The 20,129-nt window shown below is 58.9% G+C and carries 18 protein-coding genes; 4 read left to right on the top strand and 14 right to left on the bottom strand.

Annotated elements, in window-relative coordinates; genetic code table 11:
- Positions 1-82: 82 nt before the first annotated feature.
- Together dnaG and rpsU are read right to left on the bottom strand one after the other, a co-directional pair.
- Positions 83-1,936 (bottom strand): DNA primase, encoded by a 1,854-nt coding sequence (gene dnaG, locus HG264_RS11130; RefSeq protein WP_169407718.1) that lies wholly within the window; start codon positions 1,934-1,936, stop codon positions 83-85.
- Between the two features lie 222 nt (positions 1,937-2,158).
- The gene (gene rpsU / locus HG264_RS11125) at positions 2,159-2,374 is read right to left on the bottom strand and encodes a 30S ribosomal protein S21 (protein ID WP_150300184.1); all 216 of its coding nucleotides are present in this window, start codon (positions 2,372-2,374) and stop codon (positions 2,159-2,161) included.
- A 287-nt stretch (positions 2,375-2,661) separates the two neighbouring features.
- Between rpsU and HG264_RS11120 the strand changes: the two genes are divergently transcribed.
- Positions 2,662-3,618: a DegV family protein gene (locus HG264_RS11120; protein ID WP_169407717.1), complete on the top strand. Its 957-nt coding sequence runs from the start codon at positions 2,662-2,664 to the stop codon at positions 3,616-3,618.
- Between the two features lie 90 nt (positions 3,619-3,708).
- Positions 3,709-4,740 (top strand): tRNA (adenosine(37)-N6)-threonylcarbamoyltransferase complex transferase subunit TsaD, encoded by a 1,032-nt coding sequence (tsaD, locus tag HG264_RS11115; protein ID WP_169407716.1) that lies wholly within the window; start codon positions 3,709-3,711, stop codon positions 4,738-4,740.
- On the opposite strand, the gene plsY is transcribed toward tsaD, so the two are convergent.
- Positions 4,730-5,314, bottom strand: coding sequence for a glycerol-3-phosphate 1-O-acyltransferase PlsY (gene plsY, locus HG264_RS11110; protein WP_169407715.1), 585 nt, complete (start codon positions 5,312-5,314; stop codon positions 4,730-4,732). The genes tsaD and plsY overlap by 11 nt on opposite strands.
- A gap of 50 nt (positions 5,315-5,364) precedes the next feature.
- Between plsY and folB the strand changes: the two genes are divergently transcribed.
- Together folB and folK are read left to right on the top strand one after the other, a co-directional pair.
- On the top strand, positions 5,365-5,724 hold the full coding sequence (gene folB, locus HG264_RS11105; RefSeq protein WP_169407714.1) for a dihydroneopterin aldolase: 360 nt from the start codon (positions 5,365-5,367) through the stop codon (positions 5,722-5,724).
- On the top strand, positions 5,724-6,266 hold the full coding sequence (gene folK / locus HG264_RS11100; RefSeq protein ID WP_169407713.1) for a 2-amino-4-hydroxy-6-hydroxymethyldihydropteridine diphosphokinase: 543 nt from the start codon (positions 5,724-5,726) through the stop codon (positions 6,264-6,266). The genes folB and folK overlap by 1 nt, the downstream gene beginning before the upstream one ends.
- On the opposite strand, the gene HG264_RS11095 is transcribed toward folK, so the two are convergent.
- The 11 genes from HG264_RS11095 to HG264_RS11045 all read right to left on the bottom strand — a co-directional run bounded on the left by HG264_RS11095 (position 6,263) and on the right by HG264_RS11045 (position 20,102).
- On the bottom strand, positions 6,263-7,483 hold the full coding sequence (locus tag HG264_RS11095; protein WP_169407712.1) for a multifunctional CCA addition/repair protein: 1,221 nt from the start codon (positions 7,481-7,483) through the stop codon (positions 6,263-6,265). The genes folK and HG264_RS11095 overlap by 4 nt on opposite strands.
- 171 nt (positions 7,484-7,654) lie before the next feature.
- Complete coding sequence (locus HG264_RS11090; RefSeq protein ID WP_169407711.1) at positions 7,655-9,208, bottom strand: SpoVR family protein; 1,554 nt, start codon at positions 9,206-9,208, stop codon at positions 7,655-7,657.
- Entirely contained in the window at positions 9,205-10,473 is a 1,269-nt protein-coding gene (locus HG264_RS11085; RefSeq protein ID WP_169407710.1) for a YeaH/YhbH family protein, read from the bottom strand. Before HG264_RS11085 ends, HG264_RS11090 begins: the two co-directional genes overlap by 4 nt.
- Before the next feature lie 126 nt (positions 10,474-10,599).
- Positions 10,600-12,522 carry a PrkA family serine protein kinase gene (locus tag HG264_RS11080; protein WP_169407709.1) on the bottom strand — a complete coding sequence of 641 codons (1,923 nt, stop codon included), beginning with the start codon at positions 12,520-12,522 and terminating at the stop codon, positions 10,600-10,602.
- Positions 12,523-12,826: 304 nt separating this feature from the next.
- Entirely contained in the window at positions 12,827-13,153 is a 327-nt protein-coding gene (gene glpE, locus HG264_RS11075) for a thiosulfate sulfurtransferase GlpE (protein WP_169407708.1), read from the bottom strand.
- A complete protein-coding gene (locus HG264_RS11070) occupies positions 13,146-13,967 on the bottom strand; it encodes a symmetrical bis(5'-nucleosyl)-tetraphosphatase (RefSeq protein ID WP_169407707.1) in 822 nt (273 codons plus the stop codon). The genes glpE and HG264_RS11070 overlap by 8 nt, the downstream gene beginning before the upstream one ends.
- A 14-nt stretch (positions 13,968-13,981) precedes the next feature.
- Positions 13,982-14,365 (bottom strand): Co2+/Mg2+ efflux protein ApaG, encoded by a 384-nt coding sequence (gene apaG / locus HG264_RS11065; protein ID WP_169407706.1) that lies wholly within the window; start codon positions 14,363-14,365, stop codon positions 13,982-13,984.
- Positions 14,362-15,171, bottom strand: a complete 810-nt coding sequence (rsmA, locus tag HG264_RS11060) for a 16S rRNA (adenine(1518)-N(6)/adenine(1519)-N(6))-dimethyltransferase RsmA (protein ID WP_169407705.1) — start codon at positions 15,169-15,171, stop codon at positions 14,362-14,364. The genes apaG and rsmA overlap by 4 nt, the downstream gene beginning before the upstream one ends.
- Positions 15,172-15,173: 2 nt before the next feature.
- Positions 15,174-16,160 (bottom strand): 4-hydroxythreonine-4-phosphate dehydrogenase PdxA, encoded by a 987-nt coding sequence (gene pdxA, locus HG264_RS11055; RefSeq protein WP_169407704.1) that lies wholly within the window; start codon positions 16,158-16,160, stop codon positions 15,174-15,176.
- On the bottom strand, positions 16,160-17,449 hold the full coding sequence (locus HG264_RS11050; RefSeq protein ID WP_169407703.1) for a peptidylprolyl isomerase: 1,290 nt from the start codon (positions 17,447-17,449) through the stop codon (positions 16,160-16,162). The genes pdxA and HG264_RS11050 overlap by 1 nt, the downstream gene beginning before the upstream one ends.
- A complete protein-coding gene (locus HG264_RS11045) occupies positions 17,439-20,102 on the bottom strand; it encodes an LPS-assembly protein LptD (RefSeq protein WP_169407702.1) in 2,664 nt (887 codons plus the stop codon). The genes HG264_RS11050 and HG264_RS11045 overlap by 11 nt, the downstream gene beginning before the upstream one ends.
- Positions 20,103-20,129 lie beyond the last annotated feature (27 nt).

The following is a 20,129-nucleotide window of genomic DNA, read 5'->3' as shown; positions in this document are numbered from 1 at the left end:
ACCCTTGGATGCCTTGGTGTGCAAAAAAGTAAGCTGCGGATTATACCTTTATTTCAGTCCTCAACGCCACTTGACCACCTGTTTACTTGGCGGTAGACGACGTTTTGTGACTATTTAGAAGGTCTCGTAGCTGCTGTTTTTCCTCGGGTGTGAGCGGCGAAACCGCCGATTTGTCGAGGAGCTTCTGAATCTGGCGATCGGTTTGTCGTGCCAGCAAGTTATTAATGGTGTCAAAAAACTGTTGTTCAAGGTTCACGCTGGGAATATTTAACAACCATTCCTTTTCCGCGAGCTGATTCAGCTCATCTCCCATTGCGGTCCCGTGCCAGCGGGCCAGCAATTGAATTGTAGTCAGCGTTGGATTCTTTTGCAGGGCATCCACCAATGCCACAAGCAAAACAGCTTCATCCTCGTCCTCATTTGCGAACTGGCTGGCCTGATTCACCAGGCCCGCGAGATGCGGATGATGCAATAGCGTTCGCGCTGCGTTTAGCAGCGGATTCTCAACACCCTTTGACTTGGTCGCTGGCGCTGAGCGCTTGCGATAGCTGCCGCGTGGTGATGAATCAGGTATCGGCTGGTCTGCCCATGAGCTTGAGGGCGGCGGCTCGGATTCCTGATGTTCGGCGACCGGTGGCGCTGAAGGCAGCGTGTCCAGATCCATACCGGTTCTGGCTTCCAGGGATTGCCTGAGCAGTCGCCGGAGCAATGTTCCCGGTACCTGCTCGATCAGCGGCAAGGCCAGGCTTGCAAGGTGTGCCTTGCCTTCAAGACTGTCCGGGTTGGCCTGTTCTGCCAGGTGACGGAATAAATAGTCCGTCAAGGTTACCGATTGCTGCGCCATGCGCGCACGGAAGCCGTCCTGGCCTTCGTTGCGTACCAGACTATCCGGATCCTGGCCTTCCGGCAGGAACATGAAACGCACGTGCCGGCCGTCTTCAAGCACCGGCAGGCAGCAGGTCAGGGCGCGCCACGCCGCCTGGCGTCCGGCATTATCACCGTCAAAGCAGAACACCACGCTGTGCACGATGCGGAACAATCGCTTGAGGTGCTCCTCGCTGGTCGCGGTGCCGAGTGTCGCTACAGCATTGGATATTCCATGCTGGGCCAGGGCGATGACGTCCATGTAGCCTTCGACTACCAGAATGTCATCGAGCTGACGGTTCTGCCGGCGGGCCTCATACAGTCCGTATAGTTCGCGACCCTTGTGAAACACCGGCGTTTCAGGCGAGTTCAGGTACTTGGGTTTGTCGTCACCTAGGACCCGGCCGCCGAAACCGATTACCCGTCCGCGGCTGTCGCGAATAGGATAAGTGATGCGATCGCGGAAACGGTCGTAGCGTTTGCCGTTCTCGTTTTCAACGACCAGCCCGGCTTCCATCAGCGCCTTTTCTTCGGTGCTGTCAGTGGCCAGATGCCCCATCAGGTTATTCCAGCCGGGCGGGGCAAAGCCGATGTCGTACAGTTTGGCGATCTGCCCTGACAGCCCGCGCTGCTTTAGATAGGTGACTGCGCGCTGGCGTTGCGAATGCTGGCGCAGCTGCTGCCGGTAAAAAGCTGCGGCCTGATCAAGCAAGGCATAAAGCGGGCTGTCCTGGCGCGGCGCTCGGGGCTCTCGCTGACGTCCGTTGCGCTCTTCGCGCGGTACGTCGACACCCAGATTACGAGCCAGCTCTTCAACCGCCTGGGGAAAGTCCAGGCGTTCGAAGTCCATGATGAAACTGACCGCATTGCCGCCGGCGCCACATCCGAAGCAGTAATAGAACTGCTTGTCTGGGCTTACGCTGAATGAGGGTGATTTTTCATTATGGAACGGGCAGAGCGCTGAATAATTCTTGCCGGTCTTCTTCAGCTTCAGGCGTGAGCCGACGACCTCGACGATATCGGACCGTCCAAGCAAATCGTCTATGAAGCCTTGAGGGATCAACCCGGCCATTCAAGCTTGCCTTGCGAGATTCTGAGTGGCTGCGCTCCGGTCGACGGGGTGGTTAACCGGAGGCAAGACACTATAGCAGGGAACGCAAAAATCCAGCCAACTCCATAGTCTGGATGGCCGGACATGCGTGCTCAGCTTCTAGTGTCAGCCTGTCGAATGATTCGCCTGCCGGCGTACATTCGTTGGGCCTGGGGTCAGGCCCGACAGGTCAAGCGGCTAAACTCAGTACAGACGCTCGCGACGGCGGTGTTCGCGTTGCAACTTCTTGGCGTGACGCTTGACGGCAGCTGCGGCTTTGCGCTTGCGTTCAGTAGTAGGCTTCTCATAGAACTCGCGGCGGCGGACTTCAGCCAGGACGCCAGCTTTTTCGCAGGAGCGCTTGAAACGACGCAGGGCCACGTCGAAGGGTTCGTTCTCTTTTACTTTGACGGCAGGCATTTCGTACCTTTCTAAGAAACTGTGCTGTGAGTGTCATTACAACGCTGTTGGCGGTTGCCTTCAGCGAATGCATTTCAAGGGGACCGGATGTTACCGCCTTCGTTGGGGAAAAGCAAAGGGTGATTGGTGTGTTTCGCATAGGTCGGCCCCTCGGCAATTGGTAAAAACCTGTAGGGTCGCGGGAAGCTTGTATTGTATCGTCAGCCTGTACCAAAATGAGACAGCCGCTGTGTAGGGAAATCATTCAGCGGATCGAACGCAGTTATTGCTAACAATGGAGTGTTCCCATGCGTGTGGGTCTGATTGTCGATTCGGCTTGCGAGCTGCCGTATTCTTTTATCAAGGAAAACAACATCTTCATTCTTCCGGTCACGGTCAAAGTAGACGGTCATACGTTCGTCGATGACCATGATCCGCTGACCACCCGGCGCTTTTATGATAGCGGCGCCATGCAATTGGGTCATCAGGCTACGACCGAAGCCTATACCGTCGACCAGATTTACAATCTGTTCATGGATGAAATCGTCAATCAGTACGACTTCGCCTTCCTCGAAACCATTGCCGAAGACCGCAGCGAGATCTATCAGAACGCTATCGGGGCTATGCACCGGATCATTGCCAGCTACCGTCCCCATCGTCAGGCGGCGGGGCTCAGCGGTAAATTTTCGATGCGCGTAGTGAACAGCAAAACGTTCTTTTCCGGCCAGGGGCTGCTCGCAGCGCATACCGTCCACCTGATCAACCAGGGGACTGGCAAGAATCAGCTGCGCGAGCAGGTCAGCGACTTCACCCAACATATCTATGGCTGCGCCATTCCGCGCGATCTGGAGTACATCCGCCGGCGCGGTCGGCCGCGCGGAGACAAGAGCGTGTCTGCGATCCAGGCGTTTTTGGCCAAACATCTCAAGATCACCCCTTTGCTTTGGGGAGCGGGTTCAGGCGAAGGAGGCGGGGCGGTATTTCGGGGCCGCAGCTTCGAGGCGGCGGTCGAGCGCATGATCGACTACGCCTGTGCACGCATACGGCGCGGGCTCTTGTCTCCCTATGTGGTTTTCAGTGCCGGAATGGAAGAGCATGAAATGTACGAGTTGCCAGGCTTCGACCGGCTGCTCCAGACATGCAAGGAGCATGGCGTCACGCTGCTGGCGTCACCCGCGAACATCACCAGTAACATCTATGTCGGTCCGGGTGGTGCGGGGCTGGCACTCGCTGCCGAGCCACATCGCTTCCAGGATATGCGCTGAGCGAGTCAAGGCTGTTGGGCTGGAAAGACTGGTCTGGGGCGGGCGCGGCGATTATCATGCGCGCCTGATTCTCCTCTGGCTGGGTTGTCTATGCGTGTCCTGGGTATCGAAACCTCCTGCGATGAAACCGGCATTGCGCTGTATGACAGTGAGCGCGGGCTGCTGGCTGACGCTCTGTTCAGCCAGATAGATCTGCACCGCGTATACGGTGGGGTTGTACCGGAACTGGCGTCACGCGACCACGTGAAGCGGCTGGTTCCGCTCATGCGTGAAGTGTTCGAGCGTGCCGGCGTTGCTCATGGCGATGTCGATGGTGTGGCGTACACTGCGGGACCGGGACTGGTCGGTGCTCTGTTGGTGGGCGGCGCCTGCGCCCGCGCGCTGGCCTTCGCCTGGCAAGTGCCCGCTCTGGGCGTGCATCATATGGAAGGCCATCTGCTGGCTCCCATGCTGGAAGACCATCCCCCTGCGTTTCCCTTTGTTGCTCTGCTGGTATCGGGCGGTCATACGCAGCTGGTTCGGGTCGACGGGATTGGCCAGTACCAGTTGTTGGGTGAATCGCTGGATGACGCAGCGGGCGAGGCTTTCGACAAGACTGCCAAGCTCATGGGTTTGCCATACCCCGGCGGGCCGGAGATCGCCCGCATGGCTCAGGCAGGGCAGGCCGGACGCTTCGTGTTTCCCCGCCCGATGACCGATCGGCCGGGTCTGGATTTCAGCTTCAGTGGGCTTAAAACCGCGACCTTGAACGCCTGGCAGAGCAGCGTACGTGAGGGCGATGATTCCGAGCAGACGCGCTGCGATATTGCCCTTGCCTTCGAGCAGGCCGTGGTCGATACCTTGACGATCAAGTGCCGACGCGCGCTGAAAAGCACCGGGTTGAAGCGTCTGGTGATTGCCGGCGGGGTCAGCGCCAATCGCCATCTGCGCGATTCGCTGCAGCACATGGCAGCCGGGCTCAAGGGAGAGCTGTTCTATGCCCGCCCGGCGTTCTGTACGGATAACGGCGCAATGATCGCCTATGCTGGATGGCAGCGCTTGAAGGCAGGGCAGTCTGACCAAGGCGGTATCGAGGCGCGGGCACGGTGGCCGATGGATCAACTGCCACCACTCAACGCTTGAAACGGTTCTCTGTTCCGTTGAGCAATCGGCCAATATTGAGCCGATGACGCAGCAATATCAGACCAACCATCAGACTGACCGGGCCGAGTAATTCCGGGGCATGCCAGGCAAGCCAGGGTAGCATGCCTATGCTGGCGACCAACGAGGCGAGAGATGCCATGCGTTCTACGCTGAAGGTTATCAGCCATAAAGTAGCGGCCAGTAGCGCGGCGGGCCATGAAAGCATGAGCATCACGCCTGCGGCAGCGGCGACGCCTTTGCCGCCGCGAAAGTGATGGTAGATGGGGAGAACGTGGCCGGTAACGGCTGCCAGTCCGACCAGCCCCTGGGCAAACAGCCCGAGCTCCGAGCGAGCTGCCAGCCATACGGCAAAAGCGCCCTTGCCGATATCGCAGATCAGGGTGGCAAAGGCCAGTGGACGGTTTCCCAGGCGCAACATGTTGCTCGCGCCGGGATTGCCTGACCCGATATCACGCGGATCAGGCAGATGGCCCAGCCGGCTGAACAGCACGGCGAAGGACACCGAGCCGAGCAAGTAGGCGGCGACAAGTAGCAGTGGCAGTTCGACGGACATGGCGCTGAGTCATGACGAAAACCAGATTGTAGTCGATAGCGGAGTGATCAGTGGACCAGATATTCATCAACGGCCTGGCCGTGGACGCGGTGATTGGCGTATACGACTGGGAACGCGATATACGTCAACGCCTGATCATTGATCTGGACATTGGCTGGGATATCGCGGCGGCGGCCGCCAATGATGATCTTGACGCCACGCTGAACTACGCCGAGGTAAGCCAGCGTATTACCGACTATGTCTCGACCAGCAGTTTCGGCTTGGTCGAAACGCTCGCGGAACGGTTGGCCAGCTTGATCATGCAGGAGTTCTCGGTCCCCTGGTTGCGCCTGCGCATCAATAAACCGGGCGCTGTGCCGGCGGCAGCTGGCGGCGTGGGTGTGTTGATCGAGCGCGGAACCCGAGCATAATGACCACCGTTCTATTAGGCATCGGCAGCAACCATGATCGCGAACGGCATCTCGCGCGCGGTCTGGATGCGCTTGAGCAGTTGCTGGGGCGACTTGAGCTGTCGCCTGTGTTTGAGAGCGAATCAGTGGGGATGCTGGGACGGCGTTTCTACAATATGGTGGTCGGCACCCAGACGCACCTGCCGCTCGCCGATCTGCAGGCCGCGCTGAAGGCCATTGAAGCCGCTTGTGGTCGCAGGGAAACCAAGGCACCGGGTCGCGTTACACTGGATATCGATATTCTGGTGTATGGCACTCTGACCGGCGTGCATGACGGCATTCTGTTGCCTCGGCGCGAAACTGCGCGTAACGCCTTTGTGTTGTGGCCGCTGGCTTTGCTCGCACCCGATTCGGTCCTGCCCGGGACCGCTCAGCGTTACGCCGAATTATGGGCCGGCTGGCAAGGCGATCAATCGCTCTGGCCAGTACACTTTGAATGGCACGGCCGCGCATTGACTCCGGATGAGTTGATCGAGGCGCACCGGCCTTCCCGTGCGCTTTAAGACTTAGCCTTCGAGCTGTTTATGAATGCCTGCTGGTAGGCAGCCAGTGCCCGGCTGCGCTCGCGTTCCAGTGCTGCGCCCAGTTCGGCTCCCTGTAATCCCTTTTCAAGTAGTGGTTGAATGCTCACCTGGCGCGCGGTGTCGGCTGCTTCATGAAGGTATTCAGCCTGTGGGTAAACCGGCATATCGGGACTGGTCAATGCCGCGGCATCTGCCTCGCCAACCGATAAAAGCTGTTCGAAACGCTCTGGTCTGCGGTAGATATCCACGGACTTGAACAGCTGCGCCAGGGCTTCAGGCGCCAGTGCGGGTCCGTTATGAACTGATGAAAGATGATCGGATGCCAGCAGGGCCAGCTCCTGACAGTCCCGGGGGGCCTTGCAGCGCTGGTTTATCCTTTGGATCAGTGCATGCGCGCTGCTTTCTGCGGGTGAGTCTCGCCCTGCATCAAGCAGCAAACAGGCCCAGCGGCCAGCCAGAGGCATGTCCATTCGGGCTGCGACGCGTAGCCGGTTCAGAAGCCGGCTTCCAAGATTGCCGTGGGATTCTGACAGAGAGCTGTCGAACAGCCGGTTGAGCTCCGGGAATAGCGCTTCTAGCGCGTCGCACTCATACAGAACCTGAACGAACACCTCGGGGGAGGGTTCCATCAGGGCGCGGCTGATCTCTTTCCAGCTGCGCTCGGCGGTCAGGGCTTCGAGCTCGCCGGAAGTCGCCAGCTGTCGCATCAGCTCGCGGGTTTCCTCGGCTACGGTAAACCCCAGGCCCGCGTAGCGTGCAGCGAACCGCGCCACGCGCAGAACGCGCAGAGGATCCTCGGCGAATGCTGGTGAAACGTGACGCAGAAGGCGTGCTTCAAGGTCCTGCTGTCCGCCGTAGGGGTCAATCAGTGTTCCGTCTTCAGCCTGGGCCATGGCGTTGACCGTCAGATCGCGACGGACGAGGTCTTCTTCGATGGTGACGTCAGGGCTGGTATGGAAGGTGAAGCCGCCATATCCGCGGCCGCTCTTGCGCTCGGTTCGGGCAAGCGCATATTCCTCACCGGAGCCAGGCTCGAGGAAGACCGGGAAGTCCTGCCCGACCGGTCGAAAGCCAGCTTCCTGCATCATTTCGGGTGTGGCGCCCACCACAACCCAGTCGCGCTCGGTCACGGGCCGGCCGAGCAATTGGTCACGCACGGCGCCGCCGACCAGATATTTGGTGAAGTGTTTTTTCATGCGCCGACTCTAAGGCATTTTTTGCGGCCAGACCATGCGAACGCTGCCTGTTGGGGTCGAGCGTAGCGCTTGCGCGATTGCCGTCGAGCCCGCGCTCGACAGCCCCAGGGCAAACGCCTGGGGGTGTAGCGCGCCTGCGCTACGCCAAGGGCGAGTTCACCGCCGCTGCGCTCAGATCGGTGGAATGTTCATATCGAATCGAGGAATCCGCTCCTCTTCCCGGGAAGGGCGTGGAGGAATATGTGCCTCGCCAACCACGGTATCGCCATCCAGACTTTGCAGATGGATATCGAAACCCCACAGCCGGTGCAGATGGCGCAGCATTTCATCGGTGGTCTCGCCGAGCGGTTTGCCCTCGTGGCGCTGATGACGAAGGCTCAGTGAGCGGTCCCCGCGCCGGTCTACTTCCCAGACCTGAATATTGGGTTCGCGGTTGCCCAGATTGTATTGCGCCGCGAGATACTCGCGCACCAGCCGATAACCCTGATCGTCATGGATCGCGGCGATTTCCAGGTAATCGCGCTTGTCGTCGTCAACCACCGCAAACAGCTTGAGGTCGCGGATCACCTTCGGCGACAGGAACTGCAGTATGAAGCTCTCGTCCTTGAAGGTGCGCATGGCGAACTTGATGGTTTCCAGCCAGTCGCTGCCCGCAATGTCAGGGAACCAGCGGCGGTCTTCTTCGGTCGGGTTCTCGCAGATGCGGCGGATGTCCTGCATCATGGCAAAGCCCAGGGTGTAGGGGTTGATGCCGCTGTACCAGTTGCTGTCGAAGGGCGGCTGGTAGATGACGCTGGTATGCGATTGCAGGAACTCCATCATGAAGCCATCGGTTACCTTGCCTTCGTCGTACATATGATTGAGCAAGGTGTAGTGCCAGAAGGTGGCCCAGCCTTCATTCATTACCTGGGTCTGGCGCTGGGGGTAAAAGTACTGCGCGATCTTGCGCACGATGCGAATGACTTCACGCTGCCAGGGCTCAAGCAAGGGCGCATTCTTTTCGATGAAATACAACAGGTTTTCCTGGGGCTCGCTGGGGTAGCGGGGCTCCTCGTGCTGCTCGCTGGCGTGGTTCGGACTGACCGGAATGGTTCGCCACAGGTCATTGACCTGCCGCTGCATATGTTCTTCGCGCTCTATCTGGCGACGCCGCTCTTCCTCGGCGGAGATCGGATAGGGCCGCTTGTAACGGTCTACTCCGTAGTTCATCAGGGCGTGGCAGGAATCGAGCAGATCCTCCACCGCATCGATGCCGTGACGCTCCTCGCAGCGGGAAATGTACTGCTTGGCAAAGACCAGATAATCGACGATCGCGCTGGCGTCGGTCCAGGTCTTGAACAGGTAGTTGCCCTTGAAGAAGGAATTATGGCCGTAGCACGCGTGGGCGATGACCAGCGCCTGCATGGTCATGGTGTTTTCTTCCATCAGATAGGCGATACAGGGATCCGAGTTGATCACGATCTCGTAGGCCAGGCCCATCTGCCCGCGGGTGTAGTTTTTCTCGGTATGCAGGAAGTGCTTGCCGTAGGACCAATGGTGATAGCCCAGCGGCATGCCTACCGAGGCGTAGGCATCCATCATCTGCTCGGCGGTAATGACCTCGATCTGATTCGGGTAGGTATCCAGACCGTATACGTCATGGGCGATACGGCCAATCTCTCGATCGTACTCCCGGATCAGGTCGAAGGTCCACTCCGAGCCGGTTGAAATAGGTTGCCGGTTCATGAGGCCATCCTCTTCTGAAACAGATTACGAAATACCGGATAGATATCGCCGGCACCGACAATCTGTTGCTGGGCGAAGCTTTCCGAGAACTTCGCAGCGACCCGCTCATATTCGTACCACAACGCCTGGTGCTCGCGGGGAGTAATTTCGACGTAGCAGTAATACTGCATCGCCGGCATGATCTCGTTAATCAGCAGATCGCGGCAGATGGGAGAGTCGTCGTTCCAGTTGTCGCCGTCGGAGGCCTGGGCGCAATAGATGTTCCATTCATTCGGCGAGTAGCGCTCCTGCACAATCTGCTGCATCAGCCGAAGTGCGCTGGAGACGATGGTGCCGCCGGTTTCCCGGGAGTAGAAAAACTCTTCCTCGTCGACTTCCTTGGCGCTGGTGTGGTGACGAATGAACACCACTTCGATGCGCTCGTAGTTTCGCTGCAGGAACAGGTACAGCAGGATATAGAACCGCTTGGCCAGGTCCTTGGTGGCCTGGGTCATGGAGCCGGAGACGTCCATCAGGCAGAACATCACGGCCTTGGAACTGGGATGCGGTACCTTGGTGATCAGGTTGTAGCGCAGATCGAAGGTATCGAGAAATGGTATGCGCGCTACCCGACGACGCAGCGCCTGAATTTCCTCCTCCAGCGCCTTGATATCGTCGAGATTGTCCGGCTGGGTGAGGCGCAACTGTTCAAGTTCGCGCACTGCCAGGCGTAGCCGGGAACGGCTGCCGCCGCTTAGCGCGATGCGTCTGGCATGGGCCGCCCGCATTGAGCGCACAATGTTGATACGTGACGGGTTCCCTTGTTGGGTGATGCCGGCGCGTACGGTTTTGAAGGTGTCAGTTCCAGCCAGATGGCGCTTGATCAGGTTGGGCAGCGCCAGATCTTCGAACATGAAATCGAGGAATTCTTCCTGGGTGATCTGGAATACGAAGTCGTCTTCGCCCTCACCGCTATTGCTGGCCTGGGAGCCGCCTCCACCGCCGCCACCCTGTGGACGTGCGATCTGGTCGCCAGAGGTGAATTCCCGGTTGCCCGGGTGAACGCGGGTCTGGCGTCCGCCCTGGCCATGATGAAAAATGGGTTCGTCGATATCACGGCCGGGAATACTGATCTGCTCGCCGTGCTCCATATCGGTGATTGAGCGCCGGCCCACCGCCTGTTCAACTGCTTTCTTGATGTGCGCCTTGTAGCGGCGCAGAAAACGTTGACGGTTTACCGTGCTCTTGTTCTTGCCATTCAAGCGTCGGTCGATCACATAGCTCATTCAAGCCCCTCCGGGGGAGGGTCAGCTTCAAGCTGCAAGCGACATACTTGAAGCTGACCGTGCTGCTTCGGTGTTGCCTACGGTCATGCAGACTGCTCGTCGCTTGCAGCTGCAGCCTGTCTCAGGCTATTGCGCTTTGCGCACTCGCAGATACCATTCCGACAACAGTCGAACCTGCTTCTCTGTATAGCCGCGCTCTACCATGCGCGTTACAAAGTCGCTGTGCTTCTTCTGATCCTCCGTCGATGCCTTGGCGTTGAAGCTGATGACAGGCAGCAGGTCTTCGGTGTTGGAGAACATCTTCTTCTCGATAACCACCCGCAGTTTTTCATAGGACAGCCACGACGGGTTCTTGCCGTTGTTGTGCGCCCGGGCTCGCAGCACGAAGTTGACGATCTCGTTTCTGAAATCCTTCGGGTTGCTGATGCCTGCGGGTTTCTCGATCTTCTCCAGTTCTTCGTTCAGGGCAGCGCGGTTGAGAATCTCGCCGGTGTCCGGATCGCGGTATTCCTGATCCTGGATCCAGAAATCGGCGTACATGACGTAGCGATCGAAGATGTTCTGTCCGTATTCGCTGTAGGACTCCAGATAAGCCGTCTGAATTTCCTTGCCGATGAAGTCCACATAGCGCGGTGCCAGGTATTCCTTCAGGAAGCGCAGATAACGCTCGCTGACTTCGTTGGGGAACTGCTCCTGTTCGATCTGCTGTTCAAGCACATATAACAAGTGAACCGGGTTTGCCGCAATTTCACTATGGTCGTAGTTGAACACCCGAGACAGAATCTTGAAGGCAAACCGGGTCGACAGACCGTTCATGCCTTCATCCACGCCCGCTGCATCGCGGTATTCCTGGATCGATTTGGCCTTGGGGTCGGTATCCTTCAGGTTCTCGCCATCGTAGATGCGCATCTTCGAATAGATATTCGAGTTCTCGGGTTCCTTCAGGCGCGACAGTACGGTGAATTGCGCCAGCATGCGTAACGTGTCGGGCGCGCAATGTGCTGTGTCCAGCGAGCTGTTCGCGAGCAGCTTCTGATAGATCTGGATCTCATCACTCACGCGCAGGCAATACGGGACCTTGACGATAAAGATCCGATCGATGAAGGCCTCGTTGTTCTTGTTGTTGCGGAAGGAGTGCCATTCCGATTCGTTGGAGTGCGCCAGCAGCACCCCGTTGAAGGGTATCGCGCCCATGCCCTCGGTGCTGTTGTAGTTACCCTCCTGGGTCGCAGTCAGCAAGGGGTGCAGGACCTTGATGGGCGCCTTGAACATTTCGACGAATTCCATCAGGCCCTGGTTCGCCCGGCACAGCGCGCCGGAGTAGCTGTAGGCGTCCGGATCATTCTGCGGAAATTCTTCCAGCTTGCGGATATCCACCTTGCCCACCAGCGACGAGATATCCTGGTTGTTCTCATCACCGGGTTCGGTTTTCGCCACGGCGACCTGCTGCAGAACCGAGGGGTACAGCTTGACGACTCGGAACTGACTGATATCGCCGTTGAACTCGTGCAGGCGCTTCACTGCCCAGGGCGACATGATGCTGTTGATATAGCGCCGCGGTATGCCGTAGTCCTCCTCCAGAATCGCGCCGTCTTCTTCAGCGCTGAACAGACCGAGCGGCGATTCGAACACCGGCGAATCCTTGATCGCGTAGAAGGGAACCTGCTGGATCAGGGCCTTGAGTTTTTCGGCGAGTGAAGACTTGCCGCCGCCCACCGGGCCCAGCAAGTAAAGGATCTGTTTCCGTTCTTCCAGACCCTGCGCTGCGTGTTTGAAGAACGACACGATATGTTCGATGGCGTCTTCCATACCATGAAAGTCAGCGAAGGCGGGGTAGCGCTTGATCATCTTGTTGGAGAATATTCGCGACAATCGAGGGTCAAGCGAGGTGTCGACAAGCTCAGGTTCGCCTATCGCCATCAGTAGTCGTTCTGCCGCCGAGGCGTACGCCGTGGGATCCGTTTTGCATAGATCGAGGTATTCCTGCAGGGAATATTCTTCCTGCCGGGTAGTCTCGTATCGGTTCTGAAAGTGGCTGAATATGCTCATGGCGCGACCTCGCTGTTGCCTGGATAAGGTCTGTGGCTTCCGGGCAGCTGTCCGCCTGACGCTGTACAGGGCGACGGCATTTCTATACGCATGAATCCCCCCATACCACTTCAAAACGGACATTGGGGATGCTGCAGAATCCGGGTGCCGCGGAGCAGGCTCCGGATCCGGCAGCTCCCTTTTTATCGGAAGCCGGCAGACCGGCCTTCACTTAATAAATTCGCCTTGATTTCAGGATAGTTGCTTTATGGAAGAGTGGCAGGGCAGAAATGAAAAAAAGTTTGAGGCGGGAGTTTTTTGCGGATCAGTCGTCGTCGCGCTCGTACTGCTCGGGGTGATGCCGATGCCACAGCTCAAAGCCTCCGTCGAGGCTATACACCTCAGCGAAGCCGGCGCTGGCCAGGTACGCCGCAGCGGACTGGCTGGAGTTGCCGTGGTAGCAGCAGACCACCAACGGCTTGCTGTGGTCCGTGGCCGCGAGGTACTGCGGCAGATTGGTATTGTCCAGGCGGGTGGCTGAGGGAATATGCCCACTGGCAAAGGATTGCTCGTCGCGGATATCCACCACGTTAGCGCCCCGTTCCAGCAGCCTGGCTGCATCATCCGGACCTATGCGTTTGAAATCAGTCATGTTCTTCTCCGCAGTCACATTCGTGGCGTTCGCCTGTGTTCAGATTCATCAGGGTCATGCTGTTACCCCACACACACCCGCTGTCCAGCCCGTGGATGCCGGTAACATTCACCTTGCCCTCCAGCGCCGCCCAATGTCCAAAGATCAAACGAATATGCGGATCGGGACGTGGGAAGCTGAACCAGGGAGCGAAGCCGGTGGGTGCGCTGCCAATGGCTTCCTTGGATTTGAGCTCCAGGGTACCGTCTGCTTTGCAAAAGCGCATGCGCGTCAGATAGTTGGTGATTACGCGCAAGCGGTCGACGCCTTGCAGATCTGCTGACCAGCGTGCCGGGGTATTGCCGTACATCTGATCCAGGTAGTCCGGCAGTAGCGTGTCGGAGCGCAGCACAGCCTGAACCTCGGCGGCGCGCTCGAGGGTCTCGGCTACTGTCCAGATGGGCGGAATCCCGGCGTGGGTCATCGCGTAATTCAGCGAGTCGTCATAGTAGGCGAGCGGGCGCTGTCGCAGGTTGCCGAGCAGAGTGGCGCGGTCGGCGGCCTTGAGTATCGGCAGAAGCGTGTCGGATTTGCGCAAGCGGCTTGCGTCGCGCGCTGCAGCCAACAGGTGCAGATCATGATTGCCCAGCACCGCAATGCAGGCGTTCCCCAGACCATCCAGAAAACGCAAGGTGTCCAGAGATTGCGGGCCACGGTTGACCAGATCGCCAACCGACCAGAGCGCGTCACGCGACGGATTGAAATCCACTCGTTCGAGGAGACATTTGAGTTGCTTCAGACAACCCTGGATGTCTCCGACTGCGTAGGTAGTCATGCCGAAGCCTTACGTCAATTCAAAGCGTTGGGTTGTGCCAGGCGAAATAGCGGAATCTCGGCGCGGAATTCGTGCTGGTCTTCAGCGCGCATGCCATAACTCCCCTGCATGGTGCCAACCGGGGTCGGTAACAGGCAACCGCTGCTGTACGTATGGCTTGCGCCAGGCTCGAGTACCGGCTGCTCGCCGACTACGCCTGGTCCTTCGACTTCCTGAACCTTGCCGTTACCGTCTGTGATGATCCATTTCCGGTCGATCAGCTGCGCTGTGACGGCGCCTTCGTTACGAATATTGACAGTGTAGGCGAAGGCATAGCGGCTGGCGCTGGGATCGGATTGTTCGCGCAGGTAGCGGGTTTCCACCTTGACGGTGATGGAGTGGGTGGGTGACGCGTTCATGTCAGGTCCTTTTGCTGGCGTGCCAGACGATTGGCCAGCCTGACAAATCCGGCCAGGTCGACCTGCTCGGGTCGGGTTGTCGGATCCAGCCCTTCTTCAGCAATGCTGTCGGCGTCCAGCAGCGGTTTCAGTGTGTTGCGCAGCGTTTTGCGTCGCTGGTTGAAGGCTTCGCGCACCACCAGTTCGAGCAGCTTGGGGTCATCCGCCGGGTGGGGGAGCTGCGCGTGGGGCGTGAGCCGGACGATGGCAGAATCCACCTTGGGCGCGGGGCTGAACGCACCGGGACCCACATCGAACAGGTGCTCGACCTGGCAATGATACTGCACCATGATCCCGAGACGCCCGTAGTGGTTCATGCCGGCACCGGCAGCCAGCCGCTGTACCACTTCCTTCTGCAGCATGAAATGCATATCGGCAATGCAGTCTGACTGACTCAGCAAATGAAACATCAGCGGTGTGGAGATGTTGTAGGGCAGGTTACCGACCACCCGCAGCTTTTCGTTTTCTGTTGTCAGCTGGCTGAAATCGAACTTCAGCGCGTCGCCTTTATGCAGCTGGAACAATGGCTGGTGGCCGAATCGGGCCTGAAGGATCGGATGCAGGTCGTGGTCCAGCTCAACCACATCGAGCCGAGCCCCACTGTCCAGAAGACCTTCCGTCAGTGCGCCCTGGCCCGGGCCGATTTCAACCAGATGCTGACCAGCGCGCGGGGCAATAGCACGCTGAATGCGGTTGATTACGCCCGGATCGTGCAGGAAATTCTGACCAAAGCGCTTGCGCGCCCGGTGTGGTGCGAACTGGCTCATGCTTATCCTCTGGCTTCGATCATGCTGATGGCAGTGTCCAGCGCTACGTGCAGGCTGCCGGGGTCGGCGCGACCTGTACCGGCCAGATCAAGCGCCGTGCCGTGGTCCACCGAGGTGCGGATGATCGGCAGGCCCAGGGTGATATTCACTGCCTGGCCGAATCCCTTGTGCTTGAGCACGGGTAACCCCTGGTCGTGGAACATCGACAGTACGGCATCAGCATGGTCGAGATATTTCGGTGTGAATAGCGTGTCGGCGGGCAACGGGCCCTCGAGCTGGATACCGTCGCGGCGCAGCACTTCAAGCGCAGGAATGATCACGTCGAGTTCTTCCCGGCCTAGATGGCCCCCTTCGCCTGCATGCGGATTGAGCCCGCATACCAGTATCCGTGGCCTGGCGATACCAAACTTGTTGCGCAGATCCGCATCGAGTATGCGGATGACGCGCTCGAGCAGAGGGCCTGTTATCGCATCGGCTACCGCGCGCAGCGGCAGATGGGTGGTCGCTAGCGCGACGCGCAGCCCAGGGCAGGCCAGCATCATGACGACCTGCTCGGTGCCGGTCAGCTGCGCGAAGAACTCGGTATGCCCGGAAAACGCGACGCCAGCTTCATTGATGACGCCCTTGTGCACGGGTGCGGTGACGACCGCGGCAAAGCGACCATCGAGACACCCCTCGCCAGCCTGGCGCAGCGTCTCAAGCACGTGAGCACCGTTGGCCTTGTCCAGTACTCCCGGATGACAGGGAGCACTAAGCGGAACTGACAGCACGCTCAGCTCGCCGGCTGCCTGGGGGCGGGCTGGCTGCGTCGGGTCAAAGGCACTCAGAGTTACCTTCATACCCAGCTGTTGCGCACGTTCTTCCAGCAGTCGGGCATCGGCTATCACCACGCGCTGGTGTGCGCAAGGCTGTGCAGCCAGCATCAGGCATAGATCGGGACCGATGCCGGCTGGTTCACCGGCAGTGATTGCAATGGCGCTAACCGGCACTAGATCTTGATCTCAATGTAGGCTTCGTCGCGAATCTCGAGGAGCCAGGTCTGCAGCTCTTCCTCGAACTTGCGGTTGCGCAGCATGTTTGCAGCCTGTTGCTTTCGCATGTCCTGGGTCATGTCAACGCTGCGCTTGTCGAGCACTTCCAGAATGTGCCAGCCGAACTGGCTCTCGAACGGCCGGGAGACCTGGTTAACCGGCGTGCGGGCCATGACTTCGCCGAATTCCGGCACCATGGCATCGGCTGTCACCCAGTTCAGTGAACCGCCATTGAGTGCTGAGCCGGGGTCTTCCGAGAAGGAACGGGCCAGATTGGCAAAGGATTCGCCGGCCTGGACGCGCTCGTACAAACGCTGAGCCAGTTGCGCGGCCTCGCTTTCAGTACGGATTTCGCTTGGTTTGATCAGGATATGGCGGACGTTGTATTCATCCACCAGCTGGCCTTCACCACCGCGTTGCTCGAGCAGTTTCAGGATATGAAAGCCGCTGGGCGAGCGCAGTGGCTGAGTAATCTCGCCAATGTCCAGCTGGCCGATTGCCTGGGCAAAGGGGCGCGGTAGTTGTGCAGCCTTGCGCCAGCCAAGTTCACCGCCTTCCAACGCGGTATCGCCACCTGAACGGCTGACCGCCAGCGTGGTGAAATCGGCCCCGGCGCGCAATTCGTTATACAGCTCGGTGGCCAGTTCAGCCTTTTCCCGGACTTCCGATTCGCTGGCGGATTCGGATACCGGCAATACGATCATCGCCAAGCGATAGTCCGCCGAGGTCTGGTACTGACCCACTTCGGAGCTCAGGAAGTTGCGCACTTCCTGATCGGAAACCTGGATGCGTTCGGCAACCCGGCGCTGGCGCACCCGGTTGATGATCATCTCGCGCCGGATCTGTTCGCGTGCCTGCTGATAACTGATGCCGTCACGCTCCAGTGCGGCGCGAAACTGCTCCAGGGAAACGCCGTTGCGCTGGGCAAGTTGCTGCATAGTCTGGTTCAGGCTGGCGTCGTCGATTCGGATACCGGCGCGATCACCCATTTGTAGCTGGATGCTTTCGAGAATCAGTCGGTCCAGTACCTGACGCCTCAGCGCGTCTTCAGGCGGCAGCTGCGCATCGCGCTCGTTGAGTTGCTGACGTACCGCACCCATCCGCTCTTCTACCTGGCTGAGCATGACGACATCGTTGTCCACGATGGCCGCTACCCGATCCAGCGGCACTACCTGTGCCGCTGCGCTCGAGCTGAAAAACAAACCGGCACACAGGCCGATTACTGCTGTGTATAGCTTAAAAGGCATTATTTTCACGCTCTCTGTAACCTGGGATTCCTTCCGAGAGAAGGGTTTCTACACGGTTGCCGGTGACACTGCCAAGCCCCTTGAGGACCACTTGCAGGAAGATACCGCGATTGGGTTCGTCGTCGGCGAGCGATTCATACTCGTCGTAATCGACCCAGTAGCGGTTGACGATGCGGAGTTTCCAGCAGCAGCTGTCGTATTCCAGACCGCCCATGGCTTCCAGGGTTCGGTCTTCGACAAAATCGTGCTGCCAGCGGCCAATAACGCTCCATTGTTGACTGAGCGGCCACATGAAAGAAAGGTCAGACTGGTCGATCTTGTTATTCAGGTCGTTTCGATAGGCGCCGGTGCGGGTATCGAAGGTGTTCAGCTCATTACGGAAACGGTAACCGACATTGATCGCCTTGCGTGGCTCGGGCTGATAATTGATCCGCACATCACCGGCGTTGCTGTCGCTGTCGTCCGGGTCCCACAGCAGGTTGCTGCTGAGGCGCCAGTCATCATGCATCTGGTACATGAATTCGGCCGCGTAGGCGGAATTGGAACTGCGGTCACGTGGGTCGAGTTCACCGGTTACGTCGGTCAACTGCACCCGGCGATCATTCAGGTAGAAGATCTGGCCCAGGCTGCCACGCATGCGCTCACGTCCAGCATCGTCAAGGAAACGGCTGGTGGCGCCCAGCGTGACCTGATTGGCGTCGCCAGTGCGGTCACGACCGCTGAAGCGGTCATCGCGATATAGCGAGTTGTAGCTGAAGGTGGTTTCGTTGGTATCGAACAGCGGCTGATCGCTCTGTTCCCTATACGGCGCGTAAACGTAAAAGGCGCGCGGCTCCAGGGTCTGGCGCATGTCGTTGCCGAACCAGCTGGTGTCGCGGTCAAAATACAGGCCGGTATCCAGGCTGCTGACCGGAACGGTAGTGGACGGTGTCCGATCGGCGTTGGCGTAATCGAAGCCGTCGCCCGCACGCTCGTCGAATTCCAGATCGTAGTGGGTCGACTCCAGCCGCGTCTTGGGAATAATGAAGCCCCAGCTGTTGCGTAACGGGTAGCTCAGCGCCGGGCTCACGTTGACGCGATGGCCGTTGGCCCGTTGTAAGCCACTCAGACCCACGTCGGGTTGGCCGATGGCGAAACCGTTTTCGTCACTGACTGTGCCGGTACGCAAATCACGATCAAAATGACTGTACTGAGCGCTGTAGTCCAGTCTCAGGCCGGTTTCACCCAGCCAGTTGCCGCCGTCCAGCTGCAGCTGGGGCAAACGTTCATAAGGGGTTACGGCGGTGACGGTGGACAGCTCATAGCCGTGAACCAGGGCCTGCAGGCGCCATGTGTCACCGGCGTAATTCATCGAGGCGCGCTGGTTCACATAATCATCAGGGCGCGACTCCAGTGCCGAGGACAGATCATGGAAGTAGTAGGGGTCGCTCATATCCGCCGTATCGATCCGGGCGGACAATCTGTCGGTCAGCGACTGGGCATGCAGCAGGTGATACATCCAGCGCTGTTCGCCGAACTCCTTGTCATCCAGGAACGCCGCGTTGAGCTGGCTCTGGCTCACTCGACTCATATGGCGAACCTCGCCCTCGATCAACGCGCCGCGTTTTGACATCAAGCGGGGGTACAGGGTTGCGTCGTAATTCGGGGCCAGGTTGAAGTAATAGGGAATGGTGATTTCGTTGCCGCTGTCGGTGCTACTCGCATAGCTGGGCGCGAGCAGACCGGTCTTGCGGCGGTCATCCAGCGGAAAATTGAAGTAGGGCGTATAGAACACCGGCACATCCTTGACATGCAGCCGCACATGCTTGGCCTCGCCCCAGCCCTCTTCACGATCCAGCTCTATATCCTTGGCGTGCAGCGACCAGGTATTTTCGCCTGGCTCGCACGTAGTGTAGGTGCCATTGGTCATGACGATGACGGCGTCGTCCCGGCGCATTACCTTGTCCCCGGTGCCTCTGGCTGCGGCATCATGAACGACATACTTCACGCGGTTGACGCGCGTCTCGCCCGTATCGACGCGCATCTGTGCTTCGTCGCCGATCATCAATACGCCCTGGTCGCGTAGCCGTACGTTGCCTTCCAGGCGAACCAGATCCTCGGCACGGTCGTAGGTGGCCTCGTTGGACTGTGCCTGCAACCGACCCTGACGCAATACGACGTCGCCTTGCAGAACGCCGATCTGGCTGCTTTGTTCGAAACGGCTCGAATCAGCGGTCGCATGAATCGGCAAGTCCGAGAAAGGGGTTTCATCGTCCCGTCCGGCACGTTCCGGCTCGATATAAGCGCCGCCACAATACGGCGCGATCGCGGCTAGCTGAGCGGCATTAAGTTGCTCACGCGGTACCCAGTCCAGTTCGCTGAAAGGCGTGGGTTGCGGTGGCGGCGGAATGGTTCGGGCTGCGCCCTGCGGTGCAAAGGTCTCGTCGACAGGTCGGGTATCTGCTTTGGCCGGTCTTGGAGGCTCGCTCCGGGCGGGGCGTGGGGGTAGTGTCGCTGGCGTGCTCAGAGGACTGCAATTCCATCCCGAACCGTCAGTGCTGGCGCGACATTCCACTTGATCGTTGGCCAGACTCGTCATGGGCTGGGCCAACAGCAATCCGCTTGCCAGCATCATGGGAAATGAAGAACGAAACGGAGGTATGCGGTAGGCCATTGTAATTATTCCGGGCTTCCAGTCGGT

It is taken from the genome of Pseudomonas sp. gcc21, assembly GCF_012844345.1.
In the GTDB taxonomy this organism is placed as follows: Bacteria; Pseudomonadota; Gammaproteobacteria; order Pseudomonadales; family Pseudomonadaceae; genus Halopseudomonas.
This window is presented reverse-complemented; position numbering and strand designations above follow the sequence as displayed.

Bases quoted from the DNA above. Each gene is read 5' to 3' on its own strand.
- dnaG (WP_169407718.1), bottom strand. From the start codon at position 1,936: ATGGCCGGGTTGATCCCTCAAGGCTTCATAGACGATTTGCTTGGACGG.
- rpsU (WP_150300184.1), bottom strand. From the start codon at position 2,374: ATGCCTGCCGTCAAAGTAAAAGAGAACGAACCCTTCGACGTGGCCCTG.
- HG264_RS11120 (WP_169407717.1), top strand. From the start codon at position 2,662: ATGCGTGTGGGTCTGATTGTCGATTCGGCTTGCGAGCTGCCGTATTCT.
- tsaD (WP_169407716.1), top strand. From the start codon at position 3,709: ATGCGTGTCCTGGGTATCGAAACCTCCTGCGATGAAACCGGCATTGCG.
- plsY (WP_169407715.1), bottom strand. From the start codon at position 5,314: ATGTCCGTCGAACTGCCACTGCTACTTGTCGCCGCCTACTTGCTCGGC.
- folK (WP_169407713.1), top strand. From the start codon at position 5,724: ATGACCACCGTTCTATTAGGCATCGGCAGCAACCATGATCGCGAACGG.
- HG264_RS11095 (WP_169407712.1), bottom strand. From the start codon at position 7,483: ATGAAAAAACACTTCACCAAATATCTGGTCGGCGGCGCCGTGCGTGAC.
- HG264_RS11090 (WP_169407711.1), bottom strand. From the start codon at position 9,208: ATGAACCGGCAACCTATTTCAACCGGCTCGGAGTGGACCTTCGACCTG.
- HG264_RS11085 (WP_169407710.1), bottom strand. From the start codon at position 10,473: ATGAGCTATGTGATCGACCGACGCTTGAATGGCAAGAACAAGAGCACG.
- HG264_RS11080 (WP_169407709.1), bottom strand. From the start codon at position 12,522: ATGAGCATATTCAGCCACTTTCAGAACCGATACGAGACTACCCGGCAG.
- glpE (WP_169407708.1), bottom strand. From the start codon at position 13,153: ATGACTGATTTCAAACGCATAGGTCCGGATGATGCAGCCAGGCTGCTG.
- HG264_RS11070 (WP_169407707.1), bottom strand. From the start codon at position 13,967: ATGACTACCTACGCAGTCGGAGACATCCAGGGTTGTCTGAAGCAACTC.
- apaG (WP_169407706.1), bottom strand. From the start codon at position 14,365: ATGAACGCGTCACCCACCCACTCCATCACCGTCAAGGTGGAAACCCGC.
- rsmA (WP_169407705.1), bottom strand. From the start codon at position 15,171: ATGAGCCAGTTCGCACCACACCGGGCGCGCAAGCGCTTTGGTCAGAAT.
- HG264_RS11050 (WP_169407703.1), bottom strand. From the start codon at position 17,449: ATGCCTTTTAAGCTATACACAGCAGTAATCGGCCTGTGTGCCGGTTTG.
- HG264_RS11045 (WP_169407702.1), bottom strand. From the start codon at position 20,102: ATGGCCTACCGCATACCTCCGTTTCGTTCTTCATTTCCCATGATGCTG.